The organism is Thermoleptolyngbya sp. M55_K2018_002, assembly GCF_015295965.1.
GTDB lineage: Bacteria > Cyanobacteriota > Cyanobacteriia > Elainellales > Elainellaceae > Thermoleptolyngbya > Thermoleptolyngbya sichuanensis.
In genome coordinates this window covers 1-24,873 of sequence record NZ_DVEA01000366.1, presented here as the reverse complement: position 1 = coordinate 24,873, position 24,873 = coordinate 1, and the positions used below count along the sequence as shown (strand labels likewise).

Below are 24,873 nucleotides of genomic sequence, written 5' to 3'. Positions count from 1 at the left end.
TTCTGCCCCGGCTGCGCGGGCCGCCTGGGCCGCCTGGGCCAGCAGCGTTGGCGGCAGTCCTTCTACCTCGCTGGGCTGCGTCAGCGTCAGGCTAAAGGCCTTGGTTTCGTCTAGCAGGTTGTTGGAAAACTGGGTAGACAGGTTCGCTAGCTCAAGCTGGATTTTGTTGAAGCGATCGCGCCTTTCGCCTTCTAGCCCCACGCCCGCCAACTCTGCCTCGCGGATAGATGACTCGATAATCCGCTGCTGGGCTTCGCTGAGGGTGCCCCAGGCGGCGCTGTTGCGAATTGCCTTATACCCCTCATAGAGCGGCTTGCTCTGGCTCACGCGCATCCCAAATTTCACCACTTCGGGCTGCATGGCTTCCTGGGCCTCGCGCAGTTCCGGGCTATTCTTCACGCCCATCAGGTGGTTCACTACGCCCCACGCCCAAAACACAGGTTCGGTCAGGGCTTCTAATGGCTCGATCAGTCCTTCCCAGGTTGGCTTGGTGTTTGTTTCCAGATGCGTCAGGGCATCGGTCGCCTTGGCCAGCAGTTCGGTCATGGCTGGCACGACGTGTTCAGGACGAATTTGGTCGAAGGGGGGAAGACCTTTGCCAGCCAAGAGGGGGTTCGCGGTAGTTGCAATCATAAAAAGTGAATGGGGGATGGAGTGAATGGAGGATGAATGGGGTGCCTGAGCGTTTAAGAAAATACAGGTAAGAATCTCAGGTAAGAATCTACTAAGAATCTACAGTCGAAGTCATATCAACTACGCCCTAGACATTCGATCTTAAGCGATCGCCCCCAGAGTTGCCATCCAGCTTTCTAGCTCAATCCTGAAATCTATCGGTTTTTCTGCAAAAAGGCAAAACAGGACGCAAGCATCCACTTACGTCCTTCTTCTGAACTAGGCTCAATCCAAGGCCCAGTCTGACACCTATAGGCCCAGTCTGACACCTGCCTGACAGATCCTATTAAATCAGCCGCTAAAGTTTAGATCAGCCGCGGCTAGCTCCAAAACTGCCCGAAGTAGGTCGATGCTGTTCTAGCATAAGCGGCCCAGCCTGCCTCTTCTGGTTCCGAAGCCCAGCAGCGTTCTAGGTGGCTGACGGCCTGTTCTAGGGTGCTGTCTTCCAAGAAAAACCACGCCAGCGCACGCGGGGCGATCGCCATCCCTGTGGCAAAGGGAACCGTAGGCAAATCGAGGGCGATCGCTGCCCTGTCTCCTGGCTCTCGATGCCGATAAGACTCCCACGCAAAGAACTCGCCGAACTTATGGGTGAACCATTTCATACCAAAAAACCTCCACAATTACACTGGGGAGGCACTTCAAAACCTGTCACCATCACCACCTCAAAGGCATTGCCAGAAGCAATGCACAAGGTTGGATATGTCCGAATCTTTTTCCGTGCCCTACGTTACCGTTTAGGATCACATCTTCACTATAACACCCTCAGATCAGAGCGCGTATACCGCAGCTAACATGTCCCAGATACAAATCGTCCCAGATACAGGTCGCCTGACCTGCAACAGGTCACCCCTGGGTTCACGCCCGTCCGGATCAGGAGGCAACCTGCGCTCACTGCAAAAAACACTCAGAAACACCAAGAAGCGCTTCGTGGGACTTACGCACCTACGATGAACTGCCTGCGTTTCGGACGATTGCTCGTGGGTGCATCTCGATATAGATTCTCCAAATAGATTCTCCAACGACACAAGCCCTAACTTAGTTTCATCAAAACAACACAAAGTCCGTATAGTCGATGTTTCGTATGTAAAGAGTAGGCGAAAGATCAAACAAAATCGCTCTAGATCCTGGAATCTTCGGAGAGATACAAGTGCTTTGACCTACCAATCTTCATGAACGTAGGCACATCTTTAAAGCCTGCGTAAGCCCTTCACAAGTTCCAAGCAGAGTTTGAATTCTTTGTAAGTTGAGAACCAATCCACTGTAAGTGACAACCCTCATTCTGTATCTTAAGACATATGGATTCAGTGCATTTACCAGTATCTCTCAGCGACATCTCAGTGGTTTCTAGGGGTTGATTCTGTGGTGATGCTCTGGGAGTTGTAAGGTCAGTCTCTGATGCCTAGATGCCTTAGAGCCACCCTAGCGCTGATTCATTCATATCAGCATTTTCCGATGAGACTGATGTCAGGATATGCAAGAAGCTCACAAATCACTCACGAATTTCTCAGGGTTCTGCGGTATCAGAAGAATCCAGCTTGGTTAGGCTCAGCTTCTATGAAATTAATGCTTGTTTGCACATCTGGCGGTCATTTCTCAACCATGAGAGACATGGAGTCGTTTTGGTCTCAGCACGAGAGAGTCTGGGTAACGGACTTTAAGAAAGATACGAGTCTTCTAAATGACTTGAATGAGCGAGTTTGCTGGCTGCCCTATCAGGGCCCAAGAGACTGGAAGCGTTTTCTAATGAACCTGCCCAGATCTCTGAGAGTTCTGCTTCTAGAGCGCCCTGATATGGTGCTTTCGACGGGTGCAAGTATAGCAGTGAATTTCGCGATCCTGTCCAAGCTGTTAGGAATTCGCTTCTTATATATCGAGAGTATTTCTCGTTCAGATGAACTGAGCCTGTCTGGTAAATTCATTTACCCGCTCGCCGATGAGTTTTATGTTCAGTGGCAGGAGTTGACCGAAAAATATCCAAGAGCAATCTTTAGAGGAACTGTGGCTTGACTCTAAATAAAACACTCTCGATCATTCTCGTTTAGTGATTTCTAAGTTGTTCCTGAAGATCCCAGAACACGATGATTATTCTCACTCTTGGCACGATTCCATACTCTTTTGATAGAGCGATTACCTGGCTACACTTGCTGCTAGAGCAGCAGGTTATCTCTGAACCTGTTTTTATTCAGAGCGGGGTCACTGATACCTCTCTTGTTGATCGCCATCCCCTTACAACAGTGGTCAAGACGATTGAGTCTAAAAAGCTGATTGCTTTGGCTAAAGAAGCTAGGCTGGTCATTTCTCATGGCGGCCAGGGTTCAACACGAATGCTGGCTTCGCAACAGGCTTGCTTTGTTTTGCTGCCGCGACTGGCTCGCTTTGAGGAGCATATTGATGATCATCAACTTCTATTTGCTAAAAGTATGCAGCGATTTGGGATTAAGCACTGTTTAGCCCTAGATGAGCTTCGACAGTTTGTGCTAGAGCCGCCGCCACCCTTCCGAGGACAGCTATTTAATGGCCCCAAGCTAGCAGATCATCTGATTGCAAAGTATCCAGGGCTGAAGGAGGTTGCCTTCAAGCAGGTAGGCTGTCTGGAAACAGTTTGAACCAAACTCTTTAAGTTTCGTTCACTCGGTTTCTCTGTGGATCAGGAGCAAGTAGGATGTGCCCGCTAGTCAGCATTATCATCAACAACTATAACTACGGACGTTTCTTGAGACAGGCTATCGATAGCAGCCTCAATCAAACCTACTCTGAAATAGAGGTGATTGTGGTTGATGATGGCTCTCAGGATAGTTCCCAAGAGATTATTCTGAGCTATGGCGATCGCATTATTCCGGTTCTGAAGCCTAATGGCGGACAGGCCTCTGCGATGAATGCAGGATTTCGAGTCAGCAAGGGAGAAATTATCGTTTTCCTAGATGCGGATGATTATTTCTTTCCTCATGCAGTGGATACGATTGTTGCTCAATGGACCCCCGACACTGCCCAAATGCAGGCTCGACTGGAATCACGCGATGCAGAGGGAAATTACATTGACCTGTATCCTGCGCCGGAGATTACTTTCAATACTGGAGATGTCACCCCGTTATTGCTCACAAAAGGGCGATATAACACGACTGTGACCAGCGGCACTAGCTTTAGTCGGATGGTGCTAGAAAAAATTTTGCCCATTCCCGAAGCGGACTTTCGGATTTCTGCGGATGGCTATTTGGTGTCTGTTTCGCCTTTTTATGGTCAGGTATTTGCAATTGAAACTCCAATTGGAGTTCGTCGGAAGCATGGTGAAAATCTTTGGGCTGCGTCTAGTCAGGAAATCGACGTTTCTCGCTTTCGGAAATCATTGCGGCATGACCGCTTGAGATATCAGGCGATCGCTGGAACGGCAAAGAGTCTGGGGCGATCGCTCGATGGTGATCCCGGCTTGAAGGACACCCTGCATTTGAGCGATCGAATGGTTTCGCTCAAGGTCGATCCCCAGGGGCATCTATATCCAACAGATTCCTGCGTGATGCTTGCCTGGAAGGGAGTTTGGGCGGTTTGGAAATATTCCACTTATTCCAAGAAACGAAAGCTGATTCTGAGCCTGTGGTTTCTATGGGTAGGCTATCTGCCTGTGGCGTTGGCAAAGCCTGCGATCGCCTGGTTCCTATTAGGAAAATCTCGCCCTCGATTTGTAGACAAGCTTATAAAACAGATCAGAGCAGCCACCAGCTAGGTTTATGAGGAGCCTGTTATGCGGGTCACTATTTGCGTCATCACGTATCAACGACCTGAAGGCTTAAAACGTCTTTTAGAAGGGCTGAGAAAACTGGAGTTTAAGCAGCTTCAGCCTGAGATTCATGTCGTGGTAGTGGACAACGATGAATCAGGGCAGGCGTTTCGCTTTTGCAATCAGTTATCCCCAGATTATCCCTGGAATTTAACAGCTTGCATGGAGCCGCGTCGCGGAATTTCCTATGCTCGCAACCGGGCGATCGCCACTGCTCCTTCAGACACCGATTTCATTGCCTTCATTGACGATGATGAAGTGCCCGAATCGGACTGGCTAGAGCAACTTTTATTGACCCAAATCCAGCATCAAGCAGATGTGGTGCATGGGCCGGTTCTCCCCCATTTTCAGCCTGACGCACCGACCTGGGCAATTCGAGGTCGCTTTTTTGAAAATCGACGCTATCCAACGGGGCATCTTTTGGAGGCGGCTTACACCAACAATGTCCTGATGCGAGCAGAGTTGGTCAAGGATCAGAAAAACGTTTTCCAAGAGCGATTTGCATTGACGGGTGGAGAAGACTCCTACTTTTTCAGGTGTCTTCATCAGTCAGGAAAAAAGCTGGTTTGGGCTGATGAAGCGATTGTTTATGAGTGGATTCCCGACAGCCGTACGACGGTGCAGTGGATTTTGCAGCGGGGCTATCGCAGTTGTCTAAGCTACTCTATCTGGGAAAAAGAAGCGAAGCCATCGGTTCGAGTTCGTTTGTTATCTAGCGCTAAGGCATTGCTCCAAATGATTTATGGACTGATGACCATTCCGTTGGGGCTGATCCAAAAGCGTTTGGTGATCGCATCGCTGCTGAGAATCTTTCGGGGTGCTGGTCGCTTGGCTGGGCTTTTAGGCCTCACGTATCAGGAATATAAGACCATTCACAAGGTGTAGAAACTGGCTTTGGAGCAGCCTTGAACTTGGAAAATCATCATCAAGACAGCTCATAGCAGTCTGTGGACGCAAAAACTATGAATCCTCGAATTTCTGTTGTCATCCCACATTTCAATGACTTGGAAAATCTGAAAATTTGTCTGAGTTGCTTGATGAACCAGACGCTACCACTGGATCAATTTGAAATTATTGTGGCTGATAATAATTCGAGTCTGGGTTTGGATGCTGTACGCAGCGTCGTTGCAGAGATAACCAATTGCAAAGCAAAAGTAATTTCTGCCCCGATTCAAGGCGCGGCAGAAGCAAGAAACGCAGGGGTTTTAGTATCCCAATCCGAAATTTTGGCATTCATAGACTCTGACTGTCAGCCCTCAGAGGACTGGCTTGAAAATGGATTGAGAGCGATGAAGCAAGCCAAGCTTGTAGGGGGTCGCGTCCGGGTTCTTTTGAATAATCCGGATGATCCTCATCCTGTGGAAGCGTTCGAGTCTGTTTTTGCATTCAATAATCAGTCCTATGTCCTGAAAAAGCAATTTTCTGTAACCGCAAATCTGTGGGTTTCCAGAGAAGTTTTCAATGTAGTGGGTGGGTTTCGTCAGGGTGTTTCTGAAGATATGGACTGGTGCCATCGGGCGATCGCCGCTGGCTATTCTCTTGTTTATCAAGACGATGTTTGTGTCGGGCATCCAGCACGAAGAACTTGGGCTGAACTGGCTCGAAAATGGCAGCGATTGACTCGTGAGAGCTATCATCTGATTCGCGAGCGTCGATTGGGATATATCTTGTGGATAATGCGGAACTGGGTTGTCCTTCTCTCTGCTCTACCGCATACTCTGGTGATTCTCAACTCCAAAAAACTTAGCCGACTGGAAGATCGATTGAGAGCGATTTTAATCCTATTTCGGCTTCGTCTTTATCGCTTTTTTGAAGCCCATCGATTGATGCTGTCTGACTAGTGATTGGCGGCCCATAAGTTTATCAAGTCTTGATGATTGGCAGAAGCTAGTGTGAAGGCAGATGCGGCTCGTTGCCTGAGCCGTCTAGACTGGAGGGGTAAAGCAAAGAGTGGTCGTCTGCTGCCAGATTGAGCCTCGCTTAGCGAAGCAAAAGATCTTAGAAAGGAGTCTAGAAGAAATCTTTGGGATGGGCGCAATTGACCGTTTTGATGGCAGAACTGAGTTTCGAGAATCCGGGGTGCTAATGCGAATGCCTGAGAGATTGCGCTCCGTTGAATTGCTCTAAAGTCTGCGTAATTCTGCGGTTGCGGTCTTCAGGTTTGGAGCGTTTTTTCAGTTAGTGCGCCGCTGGCTGTGTTGCTCTTTGGGAGTCTCATGAGTACTCAATCTTTTCGAGAAGAAGTCGATATCGATCTGCAACGCTATGCACAGGTTCTGAAGCGGCGATGGCTGCCTGCGGTCGGAGTGTTTAGCACGGTTGCGGTGCTGTCAACCCTGGCGGCCCTGTCGCAACAGCCCAGCTATAATGCCTCTGGCAAGGTACTCGTCAAGATTGACCGCGCCTCTTCGTTAACAGGATTGGACACGACGGGGGCGACTGCGATTGGTCGTCAAAGCGCCGTTGGTTCGGACACCGACCCCATCGTGACCCAGGTCGAAACAATTCGCTCGTTGCCGATTGCGGAGGCGGCGATCGCCGATCTCAAGCTTACTGATGATGAAGGGCAGCCCCTCAGCCCGGTCGGGTTTCTGGAAGTTTTGACAGTCAAGCCGATTCCCGGCACTGACATGATTGAGGTTGGCTATCAGGACAAAGATCCAGAGCAGGCGGCGGCAGTGGTTAACAAGGTGATCCAGGCTTACCGCAACAATAATATTGCAACCAATCAAGCTGAAGCCGCCGCCGCCCGCAAATTCATTACAGAGCAACTGCCCCGAACTGAAGCTGCGGTGCGAGAAGCCGAAGTCGCGCTGCAACGCTTCAAAGAGCAGAACCAGGTGATTTTGCTGGATGAAGAATCCCGCGAGACGGTCAAAGCCATGAAGCGTCTGGATGATGAAATTGCGAGGGTCAGGACGCAGTTTGTCAATGCGACAACCCGCTCTCGCGAATTGCAGCAGCAGTTAAGAATGTCTCCAGAACAGGCCGTGAGTGCAACGGCGCTGAGCCAGTCTCCGGCGATTCAGGAGGTCTTTTCCCAGCTTCAACAAATTCAGGGGCAGCTTGATCTGGAGCGGGCCCGCTATCGGCCAACTCACCCTACCATTGCCACGCTGGAGCAGCAAGAAGCTCTGTTGCAGCAACGACTCCAGGGGCGAGTCGCTCAGCTAGTGGGGCAAAGTCGGGTGTCGGAGCGGGATATCCAACTGGGGGCGCTGGCTCAAGATTTGACAGCGAACTTGGTGCAGTCAGAGGTGGAGCGCGTCGCGCTGGGCAGTCAGATTGCTGAGTTGGCGCGGCTACAGGCAGAGCAGCGCAGCCGAGCAGTGACGATTCCTCGGCTAGAAGCGACCCAGCGCGAACTGGAGCGGCGACTGGCAGCGGCTCAAGGCACCTATGAATCGCTGCTCCAGCGGTTGCAAGAAGTGCAGGTGGCAGAGGATCAGACGATTGACAACGTGCGGGTGATTTCGGCAGCCGTTGTGCCTGAAAAGCCCGCTGCTTCTAGCAAAAAGCTGATTCTGCTGGGTGGGCTGGTGCTGGGATCGGCGATGGGTGTGGTGACTGCGTTCCTGCTGGATTTGTGCGATCGCTCTGTGAAAACCATCCCAAACGCTCAGCAGTTGCTCCATTACCCGCTGCTGGGGGTTGTGCCGAGTTGGAAACAGTCTGGCAGGCGGCAAGATATTTTGCCCATGCAGCAAAGCGGCGGATCTCCGTTTGCTGAGATTCATCATGCCTATCGCGTGTTGCAGTCTAACCTGGGATTGCTGGATTCAGAATTTGGACTAAAAACCCTCGTCGTTACCAGTTCCGTGCCTCAAGAAGGCAAGTCTCAGGTTGCGGCAAATCTGGCAGTGGCGATCGCCCAAGCTGGGCAGCGTGTGCTGCTGGTGGATGCGAATTTTCACCATGCGACCCAACATCGGATGTGGAACGTCGATGGAGCGGTCGGTCTGGCAGACGTGCTGGCAGATGAGGCAGAGCTAACCGACACAATCCAGCCAGTGGCTCCAAATCTAGAGCTTTTGGCAGCAGGCAACTTGGCTTCTTCCACCTCTACTGCGCTCACCCCTCAAAAACTGCTGCCGGTAATTGCAGCAGTGGTTCAGCGATACGACGTGGTGCTCTTTGACACGCCAGCCCTTTCCGGTGCAGCGGATGCGTCCACCTTGGGCAAGCTGACGGATGGGATGCTGCTGGTCGTGCGACCGACGACGGATGTAGAGGATTTGAAAGCGACTCGCAGTTTGCTCAATCTCGCCAGACCCCATGTACTGGGGATTGTGGCTAATGGCGTTGCCCCGATTCGCAACCCCAATCGCTATTTTGCCCTGACCCAGGAAGTCGCCTTTGCCAAACCCGTCAAGCCTGTGCCCAGCTTTGAGCAACTCTTTCCCATTGAGCAGCACAGCCAAAATGGGCAGTCTGCCGAATCTCAAGAATCGTCTAACCTGGAGGTCGCATCGTGACACATTCAGCGGCATCTTTAGCAGCATCTATCTCCAAAGCCGTTGTTTCTAAAGCGGTTGTGCGCGGTTCGGCGATCGCCCTGAGCCTGTCCCTCAGCGGGTTGGCGGCCCCGGCTGCCGTTCTCGCTCAAAACTCCCTCGCAGTTAGCCCCGCGTCCCCCTTCCTGGCACTGCCTTCAGACTATATTCTTGGCCCCGGTGATGAACTGGCAATTACGGTGCTGGGCTTTGATGAATATACCGGAACGCGGGTCATTGCCCCCAATGGCACGATTACCCTGCCCGTGATCGGGGTGGTGCCAGTGGCAGGGCAAACCATCGACTCGCTCACTCGCGACCTCACCACTCGGCTGAACTATTACTTGGTCAACCCGTCTGTGGCGGTGAGCCTGACGACCCTACGCCCTGTGTTCGTAACGGTGACGGGTGAGGTACAGCGACCCGGCCCGATTCAGCTTGACAATCCGCGCAATGGTACAAATGGCAACAATCCCCAGCAAAGCCTGCCGACCCTGAGTGCGGCGCTAGTCGCTGCGGGCGGCATTACGACCCACGCAGATTTGCGGCAAGTGCTGGTGCGGCGATCGCTCCCCAGCGGCAGCACTACAACGCTCACCGTCAACCTGTGGGATGGCATTTGGGCCGAGTCCAACGCCAACAATCCCCCCCTGCAAGACGGCGATATTGTACTGGTGCCCAAGCTGGCGGCTGATGCCACCCTCGACCGCCGCCAGATTGCTCAGTCCAGCTTGGCTCCGGCAACCGTGCGGGTGCGCGTGGTGGGCGAGGTGACCCGTCCAGGTGAGGTGCAGGTGCCGCCCAACAGTTCCCTGTCGAGCGCAGTGGCGATCGCTGGCGGCCCCACCGAAGACGCTCGCCTCAGCCAAGTCAACTTTATCCGCATGAATGATCAGGGACAAATTGAGCGCCAAGAAATCGACCTCCGCAACCTGACAGACAGCTATCAGGTGCAAGAGGGCGATGTCATCGTAGTGCCCAAGCAAACGGCTGCATCGGTTGCTGATTTTGCGGGACGGATTTTCAATCCGCTGGGGCTGATTCTTAGAGTCCTGGGGTTATAGATTCGGCTAGTCTAGCGTGAGTCCAAAAAGTCTTTTCAGGAGCGATTAGCGTTCACTTCAGAAACCATTCAATCATGAGAAAACCTCTCGATTTTTTAGAGAAAGCCTTCACTGCGATCGCGCTTTTGCTCCATTCCGGTGGGCCTCTGAACGTTATTTTGTCGGGAGGTTTTAGCCAGGGAGATAAGCAAATTGCTGAACCTGATTTCGGGCTGACGCGAAATCTTTTCTTGCTCACCTATCTCATTGTTGGGCTACTTCTCGCCATCCGCTGGAGGAAGGTTGTGTATATCCTTCAGCGAGATCGGTTCATCTGGATAATCCTCGCGCTTGTTCTATTTTCATACTTTTGGTCAGAGATTCCTAAAGCGACGCTATCTCGCTCAATTTCGTTTACAGGCTCCACATTATTAGGGATTTATTTCGCGACGCGCTATACGCTCAAGCAGCAGATCAACATGCTGGGCTGGACTTTTGCCCTGATCATTGGACTGAGCTTAGTCTATGCGGTGCTTTTACCTAAATATGGGATCATGGGCGGGGTTCATGCCGGAGCTTGGAGAGGGATCTATACCCATAAAAATAATTTCGGCAAAATCATGACTCTGAGCAGCGCAGTGTTTATGCTGCTGCTAATGGATAAGCCGAAAGCAAAGTTTTGGGTCGCCAGCGGATTAGGGCTTTCGTTTATGCTGCTTCTGCTCTCTACCTCGCGGGGGGCATTAGTGAATGTTTTGGCAATGTGGGCTGTCATTGCCGCTTGTCGATTGTTTAGGCTGCAATATCATTTGCTCGTCATTTCATTGGGCACAATTGTGATTGTTGGCGGCACAATTTCTGCCTGGGTGGTCAGCAACCTGGAAACCATTGTGGTGGATGTCCTGGGTAAGGATATGACCTTCACCGGAAGAACGACCCTCTGGTTGTCAATCATTGATGTCATCAAAGAACGTCCCTGGCTGGGATATGGATATCAGGCTTTTTGGAATGGACTTGAGGGACCATCAGCCCCCGTCATTAGATCTGAAGGCTGGCTGACTCCGGATGCCCATAACGGTTTTCTAGACGTGGTTTTACAGTTGGGACTTGTCGGACTTTTTGTATTTTTGCTCGGCTATATATTTAACTTCTTCTACTATCTGAAGTGCCTGAGAAATACGTCAGGAATTGAGTTTATCTGGCCGCTGCCGTTTTTGATTTTTATGATTCTCTCGAATCTACCTGAAACCTCGCTCATGCGGGCAAATGATTTTTTCTGGGTGCTTTATGTGGCGATCGCCCTATCGCGGCTAATGCCCAGTGAATCTGTCCAGTCTCAGACAGAGAATCGTGACCCGTTCGAGGCAGCCATGCCTCTAAAACTCAGACCTACATCGGCGCAGTGACACCCAATGGGAACCCTAAACTCCGTGCGATCGCGCCTATCCAAGTCTCTCCAAAGCCCGGTTATTCGTGGAACCCTCTGGAAAATAGCAGCCCGGATCTCAAGCCTGTTTCTACAATCTGCTTACTTTTTAATCATTGCTCGATCGCTGGGTACTGAACAGTATGGGCTGTTTGTAGGCGCGATGGCTCTAGTAAAAATCACCGTCCCCTTTTCAACTTGGGGATCGACGCATATTCTCGTGAAGCATGTCTCGCGAGATAGGAGTCTGCTTCAAGCCTATTTTGGCAATGCTTTATGGATTACTCTTGCCCTCGGCAGCACGCTGATCGTCTCATTGCTAATTCTGAATCAGTTTGTGTTACCCGCTCATTTTCCGTGGCTACTGCTGCTCTGCATTGGCTTAGCAGAGCTAATTTTTGCGCGGTTCCATGACGCTGCATTGAAAGCATTTTTATCTGCCGATCTGTTTGGATTAGACGCACAGTTGAATATTTTGCTGAGTATCAGCGGCTTGGGCGCAGCTTCCTGCTTGCTCTTCTTGGATCAGTCTGCCACTGCAATGATCTGGGGCATCTTCTATCTAGTCAGTCGATTAGTGACTGCGTTAATTGGAATTTGGCTAGTCTCGCGCCATTTGGGTCGTCCCAAGCCTCAATTGGGGCTAATGAAGTCAGAGATTAAGGACGGCTTTTATTTCTCAGTTGATTTGTCTTCTCAGACGATTTATAACGACATCGACAAGACGATGCTGGCTTCGCTGTCTACCTTGAGCGCAACAGGGATTTATGGTGCAGCTTATCGCATTATCGAGGTCGGGTTAATCCCGGTCGGCGCGTTGCTGGGAGCCTGCTATGCTCAGTTCTTCCGCAGCGGCGCTAAAGGAATTGCGGGCAGTCTGAGCTTTGCGCGAAAGATTGTGCCCACGGCTGCAACCTATGGGGCGATCGCCAGCCTTGGGCTGTGGATCTGTGCGCCGCTGGTGCCTCTGGTTTTGGGAGAGAGTTATATCGACGCAGTTTCAGCGCTGAGGTGGCTCTCTCCTCTGATTTTTCTAAAGTCCGTTCAGTTTTTTGCAGCAGATACTTTAACGGGCGCAGGATTGCAGGGCTGGAGAAGTAGTCTTCAGTCCGGAATTGCGGTCTTGAACTCTCTGCTGAATCTGTGGCTCATTCCGATGTATTCGTGGCAAGGAGCCGCCTTCTCTACTCTGATTTCCGACTCACTATTGGCGATTGTTTTATGGGTTCTAATCTATATGTTTCATCAGAAAAAAGTTGGATCAGGCTCTGGTTGACCATGAGTAATTGATCAACTTGGCTAGCATCCTTACAAGATTCTTGTCTGAATAAATGTTGTGAATCACTAGTTGTAAAAATCTATCAGTTTAGTCGCAAGTAGCCATGAAGATTAGTGTCATCCTTCCCTGCTTTAACGGAGCAAAAACGATTGCAGTTCAGCTAGAAGCACTGACCCGACAACAGTGGGATGAGGGCTGGGAAGTCATCGTTTCTAACAATGGCTCAACGGATGAGTCGATGCAAATTGTTGAGCAATATCGCCATCGATTGCCGGAGCTAAAGATTGTCGATGCTCATGATTTTTCGTCTCCTCGCTTGGGTACGTGGCACTCTTATAACACCGGGCTGCGTGCCGCTACGGGAGATGCATTTGTGCTTTGTGAGGCAGATGATGAGGTGGGCGATCGCTGGCTGATGTCGATGGGACACGCACTTCGAGAGCATGAATTTGTCGTTGCTCGACTAGATTATCGTCGGCTAAATCCTGCTTCGATGCTGGGCCCAGTCGGCGCACGGCTGCAAGAAACCGCAATGCCTCGCCAGGGTTGCTATCCCCACTACTCTTTTGCTTGGGGATGTTCATTTGGGTTTCGCCGCAGTCTATATGAGAAGCTCGGCGAGTTTTCTTCCCACTTTAACTATGGATTTGATGTGGAGTATTGCTATCGGGCGCAGCGAGCAGGGATTGTTCCGCAGTTCGTCCCAGATGCAGTGATGCATTACCGACTCCGCCACTCGCTTCGAGATATTTTTAACCAGCAGCAAAAGTGGGCAGAGGAGTCTAATATTATTCGCCGCTGCTATGGCTCCCCGCGAGGAAAGTTACCCATTATTCGGAAGCAACTAGAGGTTGCTATTCTGGTTGTCCGAGGTTGCCCGCTCTGGCTGCTCAAGCAGCTTGGGTTTCCAATTCAATTCAATTTATTGGTTGATTGGGTGAATGATTTAGGATGGGCGTTGGGCGAGATAAAAGGGTTGCGGAAGCCAGTCCCAATGCTAATCGAAAGCAGCGATCGCCCCTAATTCTCGACCCAGGTGACTGGTTAAATATTACTGAACTAATATAGCAATTCCAAATGGGTCGTGAGAGGCAAAGGGCTTAAGCCCCTTGTTCGTCAATCTCTACTTCTTATGAATGATTTAGGGCTGCATATCACCAAACTAATAAAGTTAAACCAGCCATTTTGATTACGACAAACTAACCAGATTTTGGGCGATTTGGTTTGTTTTTTCTGCCAGAGTTTCTAGCTCAGCGGGGACGAGCCGACCTTGATCCACCACCTTTTTGCCATTGATAAAGCTGTAATCGACGCGATCGCACTGACAGAAAATCAGCGCCGAAACTGGGTCATGCAGCGCTCCGGCAAACTGGGGCCGATCCAGATTAATTGCAATAAAATCGGCGGCCATGCCAGGGGCGATCGCCCCAATGTCGTCGCGACCTAAAACCCTTGCGCCGCCGAGCGTTGCTACTTCTAGCATTTCGCGGGCGGTCATGTCGGCGGCCAGGTTGCCCCGCACCCGCGACAGCAAAAAGGCAAGGCGGGCTTCTTGCAGCAGGTTGCCTGTGTCATTCGACGCGGAGCCATCCACACCCAGGCTGACGGGCACGCCCTGATCCAGCATGGCGCGGATAGGGGCGATGCCGCTGGCCAGGCGAGTGTTGCTGCTGGGGCAATGGGAAACGCCTGTGCCGGTTTCGGCAAACTGGGCGATCGCCCGCTCGTCAAGCTGCACACAGTGGGCGTGCCACACGTCGCTGCCCAGCCAGCCCACCGACGCGGCATAGTCTCCCGGCAACATGCCAAAGGTGTTGAGGCTGTAGTCTACGTCCGACTTATTCTCTGCCAGATGCGTGTGCAGGCGCACGCCAGCATAGCTGCGGGCCAGCGCCGCCGACTCACGCATTAGGTCAGGAGAAACCGAAAAGGGCGAGCAGGGAGCCAGGACAATCCGCAGCATAGCGTAGCGCTCGTTGTCGTGATATTGCTCGATCAGCCGCTGTGAATCTTGCAAAATTGCTGCTTCCGACTCCACCACCGAGTCCGGCGGCAGCCCGCCCTGGCTTTTGCCAACGCTCATGCTGCCCCGGCAGGGATGAAACCGGATTCCCATCTCCTGCGCGGCGCGGATCTCGTCATCCAGCGTGCAGCCGTTGGGGAAGATATAGAGATGGTCGCTGGCGGTGGTGCAGCCCGACAGCATCAGTTCGGCGATCGCCATCTGCGTACTCACCTGAATTGCTTTCGGTGTCAGGTTTGCCCAAATAGGATAAAGCGTGGTCAACCAGTCAAACAGGGTACCGTTTTGTGCGCCAGGAATCACCCGCGTCAGGCATTGATAGAAGTGGTGGTGCGTGTTGACCAGACCAGGCAGAACAATGTGGCGATCGCCTAAGTCCAGCACCTCGTCTGCGGTCAACGCCAGATCAGACACCAGTTCTGCCGTTGTGCCGACCCGCTCGATCGCCCCGTCCCGCACCAGCAGCGCCCCACCGCGAATCTCTCGCCGCTCTGCATCGTGGGTCACAAGGGTGTGGATGTTTTTGACTAAAAGGCTTGGCATGGTGCGGGGGAAATTGGCGTGTAACGGAGAGAATCGGGCGCAGGGAATGCCTGTGAAGCTCTGGCTGACGTTCTCCGCAGTCTAGGGCATTGGGTATGAAAATCTTTTAGGCATCACAAATTCTTTTGAATCCTGCCCGCTCCGGGTTCTAGATTAGCTTGCATCGTTTTTTCTATCTACCCGTGGCGGCTTGACAGTTCAGGCTTCTGACGATTATGTAATGTCGGAAGAGACGTTTTCGGCAACCCACCCCACCATGCAAGATCGGTTCCTGCGAGCGCTAATTCTTTATCTGGTTTTGACGGTCTTGTTTGGCATTCTGGAGCGCTATTTTGCCAGCATTCCCGACCAGCCTCGATTTCGACGGGGCTATTGGCTGGATAGCTTTTATTGGTTCTTTACGCCGATGGTGATTCAGATTCTTAGCATGGGGGCGATCGCCCTCGTTTTGCTCCCCGTGTATCTGCTGCTGGGGCGATCGCTCGACTGGCAGAGCGTGCTGACGGGCTACGGCTGGGCAGCGCAACTGCCGCTGTGGGCACAGGGGCTGATCATGATCGTGGTGGGCGACGGCATCGGCTACTGGACGCACCGCCTGCAACACGCCGAGCCGCTGTGGGATTATCACGCGGTTCATCACAGTGCGGAGACAATGGACTGGCTGACCGCTGTGCGGCTGCACCCGGTCAACGACATCATTTCACGGGTGTGTCAGGCCTCACCGCTGCTGATTCTGGGCTTCTCACCTGTGGCAGTGGAGATGTACACCGCGTTTCTTTCCAGCTACGTAGCGTTTATTCATGCGAATGTCCGCTGGACCTATGGCCCGCTGGGCTATGTGCTGTCCAGCCCCGCTTTCCACCGCTGGCATCATACGCGGGAAGAAGCCGGACTCGGCTGCAATTTTGCGGGGCTATTTCCGGTCTATGACTTGATGTTTGGCACTTTCTATTTACCGCAAGGACAGCAGCCCCACAATTTCGGCATCTGTGGCGAACCGATTCCTGAGAACTTTGGCGCACACTTGCTCTACCCGTTTCGGCATTGGTTTGGCGCGTCGAACCTTGAGCCGCCGACCCAAGTTTAGGCAGGCTGCTCCAACCTGAGACTGAATCCAGGCGCTTCCGCAGGGCTACACTGCGTCCGGGTCGATGCCCAGCTCTCGCAGTTTTTCGGCCAGGCGATCGCCCCGCTGCTGCTCGGCATTGGCCCGCTGCTGTTCAGTTCGGGCTGCCTCTTCGGGCGTGGGCACTAGGCTGCCATCCGGATGAAAAAACCGCAGTTGCTCGTCGTGAATGCCCAAAAATAGCTGAAGCTGGTCGCTCCATCGCCGTCCCTGGTCGTTGGGCGGGATCGGCTCATAGCGCCCGCGCACCAGCGAAAATCCTTCAAACTCCAGATTGGCAGGATCAAACCAGAAATATTCCAGCGTCCGAAAGGTGTCCTGATAAATCTCCTTTTTCAGCCCCCGATCCACGCTGGCGGTCGAGTCCGACAGCAGTTCCACAATTACGTTGGGATACTTGCCGTCTTCTTCCCACAGCGTCCAGCTTTTGCGCGGCCGCCGCTCCGTCCCCAACACCACAAAAAAGTCGGGCCCGCGAAAATCCTCAGACTTGCGCTGGTTGGGGCTGTAGTAAATCGTTAGGTTGCCTGCGGCAAAGTAGTCGGTGCGGTCTTGCCACAGCCAGTTGAGGGAAGTCAGCAAGAGAATCAGCTGCTGGAGATGGAGGGAGCTTTCCAAAGGCGGTTCGTGGCTGGAGAGATTGCCCGGCGGAATGATCAGCGGCGGGTCGAGCGGGGGTTGCTCAATGGCTAGTTCTCGATCTTTGGCAACCGACATGATCGGGCGAGTGAAGGGATAGTTTTAGTGTAGCGCTGCTGGGTTAGGGGACGGGGTGTTGGGAATGGGTGCGATGGGGGGTTGGTGCGATGGGTAATGCAGTTGGGAAGGACGAACGTAAACCTTAAAGGAACGTGTAGGGTCTGTCACAGGGGACAGCAAAACCCGTATGGTTTTTGAATAGCCTAATTGCTGCTTTGAATAGTCAGCAGTTAATTAAGTTGATTTAATTCAAAGGCGATAGTCCACTGAGCTGCACCCCAAGACCGTATGTCAAATCCCACGATTGAATCCATCCTGCACGAAGACCGCCAGTTTTTGCCGCCTGCCGCGTTTTCTCAGCAGGCGCATATCAAGACGCTGGAAGAATACGAGCAGTTGTATGAACGGGCGGCGGCCGACCCGCAAAAGTTTTGGGCGGATCTGGCGCAGAAGGAACTGCACTGGTTTGAGAAGTGGCAGACGGTGCTGGATTGGCAGCCGCCCTTTGCCAAATGGTTTGTGGGTGGCAAGATTAATATTTCCTATAACTGCCTCGATCGCCACTTGACGACCTGGCGCAAGAACAAGGCGGCGCTGATCTGGGAGGGCGAACCGGGCGACTCGCGCACGCTCACCTATGCCCAATTGCACCGCGAGGTGTGTCAGTTTGCCAATGTGCTGAAGGAACTGGGCGTAAAGAAGGGCGACGTGGTGGGGATTTACATGCCGATGATTCCCGAAGCGGCGATCGCCATGCTGGCCTGTGCCCGCATTGGTGCGCCCCATACGGTCGTCTTTGGCGGGTTTAGTGCAGAAGCGTTGCGCGATCGCCTGAATGATGGCCAAGCCAAGCTCGTAATCACGGCAGACGGCGGCTGGCGCAAAGATGCAATCGTGCCGCTGAAGGAGCAGGTGGACAAGGCGCTAGAAGGGGGAGCCTGCCTCAGCGTGGACAATGTGCTGGTGGTGGAGCGCACAAAGCAAAAGGTGCATATGCAGGCGGGGCGCGACCACTGGTGGCATGACCTGCGCCAGGGCGTGTCGGCGGATTGTCCGGCGGAACCGATGGACAGCGAAGATCTGCTGTTTATCCTCTACACCTCTGGCAGCACGGGCAAGCCGAAGGGCGTGGTTCACACGACCGCTGGCTACAACCTCTACACCCACATGACGACCAAGTGGATCTTTGACCTGCAAGATACCGATGTGTATTGGTGTACCGCTGACGTGGGCTGGATCACAGGACACAGCTACATCGTCTACGGGCCACTATCGAACGGCGCAACGACGGTGATGTACGAGGGTGCGCCGCGTGCATCCAACCCTGGCTGCTTTTGGGATGTGATCGAGAAATACGGCGTGACGATTTTCTACACCGCGCCGACTGCTATCCGCGCCTTTATCAAAATGGGCGAACACCATCCCCGCGCCCGCAATCTCTCGTCGCTGCGGCTATTGGGCACCGTGGGCGAGCCGATCAACCCGGAAGCGTGGATGTGGTATCACAGCGTGATTGGTGGGGAGCGCTGCCCGATTGTGGATACCTGGTGGCAGACGGAGACGGGCGGCATTATGATTACGCCGCTGCCAGGGGCGATCGCCACTAAGCCCGGTTCCGCCACGCGCCCCTTCCCTGGCATCCTGGCTGACGTGGTGGATCTAGACGGCAACCCCGTTCCTGCCAATGAGGGCGGCTATCTGGTGGTGAAGCATCCCTGGCCGTCGATGATGCGGACGGTCTATGGCGACGACGACCGCTTCCGCCGCACCTACTGGGAGCATATTCCCCCAAAAGATGGGCAATATCTCTACTTCGCAGGCGACGGCGCACGGAAAGACGAGGACGGCTATTTCTGGGTGATGGGCCGGGTGGATGACGTGATCAGCGTGTCGGGACATCGCCTCGGCACGATGGAAATCGAGTCGGCGCTGGTGTCCCATCCGGCCGTGGCCGAGGCGGCAGTCGTCGGCAAGCCAGACGAAATCAAGGGGGAAGAGATCGTGGCATTTGTGTCTTTGGAAAGCAATGTGACACCCAGCGAAGACCTGATCACCGAACTGAAAAAACATGTCGTGGCGGAAATCGGCGCGCTGGCCCGTCCCGGCGAAATCCGCTTTAGCGATGCCCTGCCCAAGACGCGATCGGGCAAGATTATGCGGCGACTGCTGCGATCGCTCGCGGCGGGTCAGGAAATCTCTGGCGACACCTCCACGCTAGAAGACCGCTCGGTGCTGGATAAGCTACGGGAAGGTGCGTAGTCTAGAGTTTGGGATTTGATAATCAATCAGCTTCAATTGTCTCGACGCTGGCTAAATCGGGAGATTAGCAGGCTGGATGTCTTTACAGATGACCCGATGCGGAGCCAGAGCGTGCAAGATGCCGCACAGTTGCGGGGCGAGGAGCAGAAACTCGTCCGCGTTTTATGAGCTGATAAGTAGATAGACCAGATTAAAAAACAGATCCTGAACCCTGCAGGGTCTTTGGGTTTTATGTTTATTAATGTCCACCTACTTAGCTCGCTGTTGCTGAACCAATCGACAGAATGTTGTGGGAGATTGACCCATCCAAAGATAGGGTTGCGGATTGTCTTATCTCTTTCCGCAGAGGGTATCAGCGATCGCCCAATGTCAGGAAAGATTGATATTACTCGATATGAATTCCCAAGAAAAAGTATGGAAACTCAAGTAGAAGGCTCAACTGCTGCGGCTGATTTGGAGGAACGGGTGGCTGATCCAGAAAATGTAGCGCTGCCGGAAACCTATGGACGATTGATTATTATTGGTGGGGCAGAAGATAAGGAAGGCGAATGCAAGATTCTGCGCGAGTTTGTGCGGGAGGCGGGCGGCTTGCAGGCGCGGGTGGTGGTGATGACCGTGGCCACAGGGCTGCCCGGCGAGGTGGGAGCTATGTATATGGATATCTTTGAGCGGCTGGGCGTGGAAGATGTGCGCGTTGTGGATACAGGTCGCCGAGAAGATGCCAGCAATCCCAAGGCGATCGCCGATATTCAGCAGGCCACGGGCGTTTTCTTCACAGGCGGCAACCAGGCCCGCATTACAGAGTGCCTAAAAGACACCGAGCTAGATGCCGCACTGCATAAACGCTTTGCCGAAGGGGTGGTGATCGCCGGAACCAGTGCTGGAGCCGCAATGATGCCAGACGTAATGATCATAGAAGGCGAAGGCGAGAGCAATCCCCGTCCTGAATCTGCCAAGATGGATCGCGGCATGGGCTTCTTTCCGGGCGTGGTGATTGATCAGCACTTTGCTCAGCGCGGCCGGATTGGTCGCCTGCTATCGGCGGTGGCACAGCAGCCCGCTATCCTGGGGTTTGGCATTGACGAAAACACGGCAATTGTGATCAACGCGCACGAGGTCGAGGTGATTGGCGAGGGTTCCGTGACCATTGTCGATGTGTCGGAGTTAACCCATAACAACGTCGATGAGCTGCTGATGGACGAGCCGCTAGCCCTTTGCGGCGCAAAGCTGCACATCTTGCCCCACGGCTATCGGTTTAACCTGGATACGCGCTCGTGCATTTGTTGAGGCATAGGTAAGGCATAGGCGATCGCCCGCCGCGATTGATTCAAACGCCTATAGTGCTTGCCCTGTCCACTACGCCGTTATGCCGCCGTCGATCTTAAGGCTGGCACCTGTGACATAGGCAGCAGCCGGACTGGCAAGATAGGCCACCATCGCGGCAATCTCATCGGCCTGGCCATAGCGACCGATAGCGATCGCCTTTTTCAACTCTTCGGCGAAGGCTCCATCCGCCGGGTTCATATCTGTGTCTACGGGGCCTGGTTGGATATTATTAACCGTGATGCCGCGATCGCCGAGGTCGCGGGCCAGACCCCTGGTAAAACTGGCGACCGCTCCTTTTGTAAGGGCATAGACAGATCCGCCGACAAAGGGCACGATGTCGCTGTTGATGCTGCCAATCATAATGATGCGCCCGCCTGCACCCATATGGCGAACCGCTTCCTGAGTGGCTATAAAAACGCCTCTGACATTCACTGCCAGCAACCGCTCAAAGTCCTCCATTGAGAACTGGTCAATTGGGGCTAATGCAGCAACGCCAGCATTGTTGACGAGAATATCCAGCCGACCAAAGGTACTGACGACCGTGGCGATCGCGCTTCGCACGGCTGTTGCATCAGCACTGTCTGCCTGAATCGCCAATGCCTGCCCGCCCGTCGCCTGAATAGCTTGAACCAGCTCATCGGCTTTTTGGGGAGAACGGGCATAGGTGAAAGCCACGGCTGCTCCCTCTTGGGCCAGTCGTCGGGCGATCGCCGCTCCAATGCCCCGCGACCCGCCTGTCACCAGTGCTACTTTATCTGCCAGGGGTAGAGTCGTCATGTAGGATGCCTTGAAGATATTTGTACCGACTGGAAAAAAACTAATAGGAACCATCCTGGGTTGTCAACCAGGTTTCGTCTGGTGAGTATGAGAAATGTTGCAACGGACTGTTGAGCTAGGGGCTGTCATCAATTATCTGCTCAACACTAGGTTGCTTGAGAGGTTCAGCCCCTAGCCTGGTTTGCTTAGGCGGGCGCGATACTGCTGATTCCTTAAGGTTTCTGAGCTTAATTGATGACGCGCCCTATCTCTCCAAGTCCCGCCTTTTTAATTCCTCAATGTTTCTCGGTTGACCCTCCAAACCCGCCACCACCGGGCGTTTCGATAATAAGTGCATCGTTCGGATGCATTTGCACTTCAGCGCAACTGGGCAACTCCTCATAGCGACTGTCTTCGCGATCGACCCAGTTGCGCCCGGCTGCGCCCGGATCACCGCCCGCCAGCCCGAATGGGGCGACCCGTCGAGAACTGGAGAGAATCGCTGCTGTCATTGGTTCGCGAAACTCGATCTCGCGAATTACGCCGTTGCCGCCGCGATGCCGACCCGCGCCGCCGCTGTCGGGGCGAATTTCAAACCGACGCAGCAAGACCGGAAAGCGCCATTCCAGCACTTCAGGATCGGTGAGGCGTGAGTTGGTCATGTGAGTTTGCACGGCATCGGTGCCGTCGAAGTCGGGGCCTGCGCCAGAGCCGCCGCAGATGGTTTCATAATACTGATACTTTTCGTTGCCAAAGGTGAGGTTGTTCATCGTGCCCTGGCTGGCTGCAAGCACGCCCAGCGCACCATAAAGACAGTTGGCGATCGCCTGCGATGTTTCCACATTTCCTGCCACCACTGCGGCGGGGTATTTGGGATTTAGCAAGCAGCCCTCCGGCACGATGATTTCCAGCGGTTTCAGGCAGCCTGCATTGAGCGGAATCTCGGCATCGACCAGCGTGCGAAATACATACAGCACGACGGCTTTGCAGATGGCCAGCGGCGCGTTGAAGTTATTCGCCTGCTGAGGTGAGGTGCCTGTAAAGTCAATGCAAGCGGAACGTTCCTGAGGATTAAGAGCGATCGCCACCTGAATGTGTGCGCCATCATCCAGCAGGTAGGTAAACTGACGGTTCAACACGCTTGCGTCACCGTTCGGCTGAATCTGCCGACTTAGGTTCACAATTACCTGTCGAACAGATTCCTCGGCGTTGTCTTGAACATGCTGCATATAATCCTGCACAATATCTAACCCATAGTGGGCAACCATGCGGTGAAGTTCCCGCACGCCGCGCTCATTGGCGGCCACCTGTGCCTGCAAATCTGCCAAATTCTGCGCCAGATTTCGGACTGGATAAGATCCGGTTGTCAGGATTTCTGACATCTCTGCTTCGCGAAATTGTCCGTTTTCTACCAGCAACACGTTATCCAGCAGCACGCCTTCTTGCTCAATGTGGGTGCTGTTGGGCGGCATGGAACCGGGCGTGATGCCGCCGATGTCGGCGTGGTGGCCGCGAGAGGCAACGTAGAAGAGGGGAGTTGGGGAATCGGCTTTCGTATTTGGGTTCATCGGCTGAAACACAGGCGTAATCACCGTGATATCGGGCAAATGCGTGCCGCCGTTGTAGGGATTGTTGGATACGTACACATCACCGGGTTTAATCGTCTGGCCCTTGGCAGCAATCAGGGCGCGGACGTTTTCGCTCATGGAGCCGAGGTGAACTGGGATGTGGGGCGCGTTGGCGACGAGCTGACCCTGTTGATCAAAGATGGCGCAAGAAAAATCTAATCGCTCCTTAATGTTGACCGAGTAGCTGGTGTTTTGCAGAGTAATTCCCATCTCTTCGGCGATCGCCATAAACAAGTTATTGAAGATTTCCAGCATCACCGGATCAGGCGAGCCAGAGGCAGAATGGGTTGCGAGAGGGAAATCGACTCCAGACTCTTCTTGCGTCCTGCTGTCGTTATCTTTCTTGAGAATTAGCATTCCACCAGACGTGAGTTCTGCAATCCATCCAGGCTCAACGACATTCGTGCTGGTGGGTTCGATGATTAGGGCTGGGCCCATCAGGCGATCGCCCGCTTGCAGGTCTTGCCGCTGATAGACGGGCGTGTTGTAGGTCGTGCCGCCTGTGTGCATAGAAACAGTGGCGATCGCGGTTATGTCTTGAGCAAAATCTGTCTTGAGGTCATTCACTCCGTCTGGTTTTAGCGGTTCTACGCTTGTAATCTCAGAAGCGTGAATTGCTTCTACGGAAACAGCCTCAACGATCAGCGGTTTGTGTTCCATTGTGAATCCATAGCGCTGTCGATAGAGCCGTGAAAATGCATCTCGCATATGGTTGAGACTGGCGTATTCGACAATCAGCGCAGAATCCGTTCCTTCGTACCGCAGGTGAACCTTAGGACGAATCTCCACCTGCGCGTCTGTGTGCAGGGGGGTGTCTGATTCGGCGGCGATGCCCTGCTGCTGGAGATCTCGGCGGGCGGCGATCGCCAATTCCTGCAACACCCGCTCTATCTCTGGTTGCTGAGCATCCGTGAGGGGGGCTTCTATCGCCTGCTCGCGAATCGTCGTCACGTCTGCCAGCCCAATGCCGTAGGCCGAGAGAACGCCCGCATAGGGGTGCAGAAAAATTTGCGAGATGCCCAGCGATTCGGCAATGCGGCAGGCGTGTTGCCCACCTGCGCCGCCAAAGCAGCAGAGGGTGTATTCTGTGATGTCGTAACCGCGCTGAATGGAAATTTTTTTGATGGCGCTGGCCATTTTTTCGATGGCGATCGCCAGGAATCCCTCAGCCACTTGTTCGGGCGATTCCCGAAGCGATCCCTTCGTGGATCGCGCGTCGCCTGTGCTGGCGGAAATCTCTGCCGCCAGCGCTGCAAACTGATCGCGCACTACGTCCGCATCCAGCGGCAGATTTCCCTCCGGGCCAAAGACCGCGGGAAAAAACTGCGGCTGAATCTTACCCAGCATCACGTTGCAATCTGTCACGGTCAGCGGGCCGCCTTTGCGATAGCAGGCAGGCCCCGGATGTGCGCCCGCAGAAGCCGGCCCCACGCGATATCGCGCCCCGTCAAACTGGCAGATCGAGCCGCCGCCCGCAGCTACGGTATGGATTGCCATCATCGGGGCCCGCAGCCGCACGCCCGCTACCTCGGTTTCAAAGGTGCGCTCATACTCGCCGCTAAAGTGCGACACGTCCGTAGAGGTGCCTCCCATGTCAAAGCCTATGATCTTGCTAAAACCCGCTTGCTGGCTGGTTTTGACTGCGCCCACAATGCCGCCTGCCGGGCCGGATAAGATACTGTCTTTCCCCTGAAACAGCGCTGCGTCGGTCAGGCCGCCGTTGGACTGCATAAAAAACAGTTTCGGCCGATCTGAATCGCCGGAACCTGTCGTAACGCCCAACTCGGCGGCCACTCGATCCACATAGCGCCGCAAAATTGGGGAT

At 53.6% G+C, this 24,873-nt stretch carries 19 protein-coding genes and 1 pseudogene; 14 read left to right on the top strand and 6 right to left on the bottom strand.

Annotated elements, in window-relative coordinates; translation table 11 throughout:
* Nucleotides 1–633 (bottom strand): annotated as a pseudogene (locus IGS51_RS18885) (M3 family peptidase); the annotation flags it as partial.
* A 359-nt stretch (nucleotides 634–992) separates the two neighbouring features.
* The gene (locus tag IGS51_RS18880; protein ID WP_297080340.1) at nucleotides 993–1,277 is read right to left on the bottom strand and encodes a hypothetical protein; all 285 of its coding nucleotides are present in this window, start codon (nucleotides 1,275–1,277) and stop codon (nucleotides 993–995) included.
* Between the two features lie 859 nt (nucleotides 1,278–2,136).
* On the opposite strand from IGS51_RS18880, the gene pssD reads away from it, so the two are divergent.
* From pssD to IGS51_RS18830, 10 genes are all read left to right on the top strand, one after another.
* Nucleotides 2,137–2,682: a PssD/Cps14F family polysaccharide biosynthesis glycosyltransferase gene (pssD, locus tag IGS51_RS18875; protein ID WP_297080339.1), complete on the top strand. Its 546-nt coding sequence runs from the start codon at nucleotides 2,137–2,139 to the stop codon at nucleotides 2,680–2,682.
* A 71-nt stretch (nucleotides 2,683–2,753) separates the two neighbouring features.
* The gene (locus tag IGS51_RS18870; RefSeq protein ID WP_297080338.1) at nucleotides 2,754–3,281 is read left to right on the top strand and encodes a glycosyltransferase; all 528 of its coding nucleotides are present in this window, start codon (nucleotides 2,754–2,756) and stop codon (nucleotides 3,279–3,281) included.
* 56 nt (nucleotides 3,282–3,337) lie between these two features.
* Complete coding sequence (locus tag IGS51_RS18865) at nucleotides 3,338–4,393, top strand: glycosyltransferase (RefSeq protein ID WP_297080337.1); 1,056 nt, start codon at nucleotides 3,338–3,340, stop codon at nucleotides 4,391–4,393.
* An 18-nt stretch (nucleotides 4,394–4,411) separates the two neighbouring features.
* Nucleotides 4,412–5,332: a glycosyltransferase family 2 protein gene (locus IGS51_RS18860; protein WP_297080336.1), complete on the top strand. Its 921-nt coding sequence runs from the start codon at nucleotides 4,412–4,414 to the stop codon at nucleotides 5,330–5,332.
* Between the two features lie 77 nt (nucleotides 5,333–5,409).
* Nucleotides 5,410–6,288, top strand: a complete 879-nt coding sequence (locus IGS51_RS18855) for a glycosyltransferase (protein ID WP_297080335.1) — start codon at nucleotides 5,410–5,412, stop codon at nucleotides 6,286–6,288.
* A gap of 375 nt (nucleotides 6,289–6,663) precedes the next feature.
* A complete protein-coding gene (locus IGS51_RS18850; RefSeq protein ID WP_297080334.1) occupies nucleotides 6,664–8,922 on the top strand; it encodes a polysaccharide biosynthesis tyrosine autokinase in 2,259 nt (752 codons plus the stop codon).
* A complete protein-coding gene (locus tag IGS51_RS18845) occupies nucleotides 8,919–10,004 on the top strand; it encodes a polysaccharide biosynthesis/export family protein (protein WP_297080333.1) in 1,086 nt (361 codons plus the stop codon). The genes IGS51_RS18850 and IGS51_RS18845 overlap by 4 nt, the downstream gene beginning before the upstream one ends.
* Before the next feature lie 74 nt (nucleotides 10,005–10,078).
* A complete protein-coding gene (locus IGS51_RS18840) occupies nucleotides 10,079–11,389 on the top strand; it encodes an O-antigen ligase (protein WP_297080332.1) in 1,311 nt (436 codons plus the stop codon).
* Nucleotides 11,390–11,413: 24 nt separating this feature from the next.
* Nucleotides 11,414–12,685, top strand: a complete 1,272-nt coding sequence (locus IGS51_RS18835) for an oligosaccharide flippase family protein (protein ID WP_297080331.1) — start codon at nucleotides 11,414–11,416, stop codon at nucleotides 12,683–12,685.
* A gap of 106 nt (nucleotides 12,686–12,791) precedes the next feature.
* Nucleotides 12,792–13,712, top strand: a complete 921-nt coding sequence (locus IGS51_RS18830) for a glycosyltransferase family 2 protein (RefSeq protein ID WP_297080330.1) — start codon at nucleotides 12,792–12,794, stop codon at nucleotides 13,710–13,712.
* A 165-nt stretch (nucleotides 13,713–13,877) separates the two neighbouring features.
* On the opposite strand, the gene IGS51_RS18825 is transcribed toward IGS51_RS18830, so the two are convergent.
* Complete coding sequence (locus IGS51_RS18825) at nucleotides 13,878–15,254, bottom strand: 8-oxoguanine deaminase (protein WP_297080329.1); 1,377 nt, start codon at nucleotides 15,252–15,254, stop codon at nucleotides 13,878–13,880.
* 256 nt (nucleotides 15,255–15,510) lie between these two features.
* Here IGS51_RS18825 and IGS51_RS18820 point away from each other — a divergent pair, with 256 nt between their 5' ends.
* Entirely contained in the window at nucleotides 15,511–16,341 is an 831-nt protein-coding gene (locus tag IGS51_RS18820; RefSeq protein ID WP_297080328.1) for a sterol desaturase family protein, read from the top strand.
* Between the two features lie 45 nt (nucleotides 16,342–16,386).
* Here the strand turns inward: IGS51_RS18820 and IGS51_RS18815 are convergent, their stop codons facing one another.
* Nucleotides 16,387–17,097 carry a Uma2 family endonuclease gene (locus IGS51_RS18815; protein WP_297080327.1) on the bottom strand — a complete coding sequence of 237 codons (711 nt, stop codon included), beginning with the start codon at nucleotides 17,095–17,097 and terminating at the stop codon, nucleotides 16,387–16,389.
* 270 nt (nucleotides 17,098–17,367) lie between these two features.
* Here IGS51_RS18815 and acs point away from each other — a divergent pair, with 270 nt between their 5' ends.
* From acs to IGS51_RS18800, 3 genes are all read left to right on the top strand, one after another.
* Complete coding sequence (gene acs, locus IGS51_RS18810) at nucleotides 17,368–19,338, top strand: acetate--CoA ligase (protein ID WP_297080326.1); 1,971 nt, start codon at nucleotides 17,368–17,370, stop codon at nucleotides 19,336–19,338.
* A gap of 36 nt (nucleotides 19,339–19,374) precedes the next feature.
* On the top strand, nucleotides 19,375–19,506 hold the full coding sequence (locus IGS51_RS18805; RefSeq protein WP_297080325.1) for a hypothetical protein: 132 nt from the start codon (nucleotides 19,375–19,377) through the stop codon (nucleotides 19,504–19,506).
* A 246-nt stretch (nucleotides 19,507–19,752) separates the two neighbouring features.
* Entirely contained in the window at nucleotides 19,753–20,625 is an 873-nt protein-coding gene (locus IGS51_RS18800) for a cyanophycinase (protein ID WP_297080324.1), read from the top strand.
* A gap of 69 nt (nucleotides 20,626–20,694) precedes the next feature.
* On the opposite strand, the gene IGS51_RS18795 is transcribed toward IGS51_RS18800, so the two are convergent.
* Together IGS51_RS18795 and IGS51_RS18790 are read right to left on the bottom strand one after the other, a co-directional pair.
* Complete coding sequence (locus IGS51_RS18795; protein WP_297080323.1) at nucleotides 20,695–21,441, bottom strand: 3-oxoacyl-ACP reductase family protein; 747 nt, start codon at nucleotides 21,439–21,441, stop codon at nucleotides 20,695–20,697.
* 275 nt (nucleotides 21,442–21,716) lie between these two features.
* Nucleotides 21,717–24,873: hydantoinase B/oxoprolinase family protein (locus IGS51_RS18790; RefSeq protein WP_297080322.1), on the bottom strand; the 3,157-nt coding region annotated here is incomplete at its 5' end.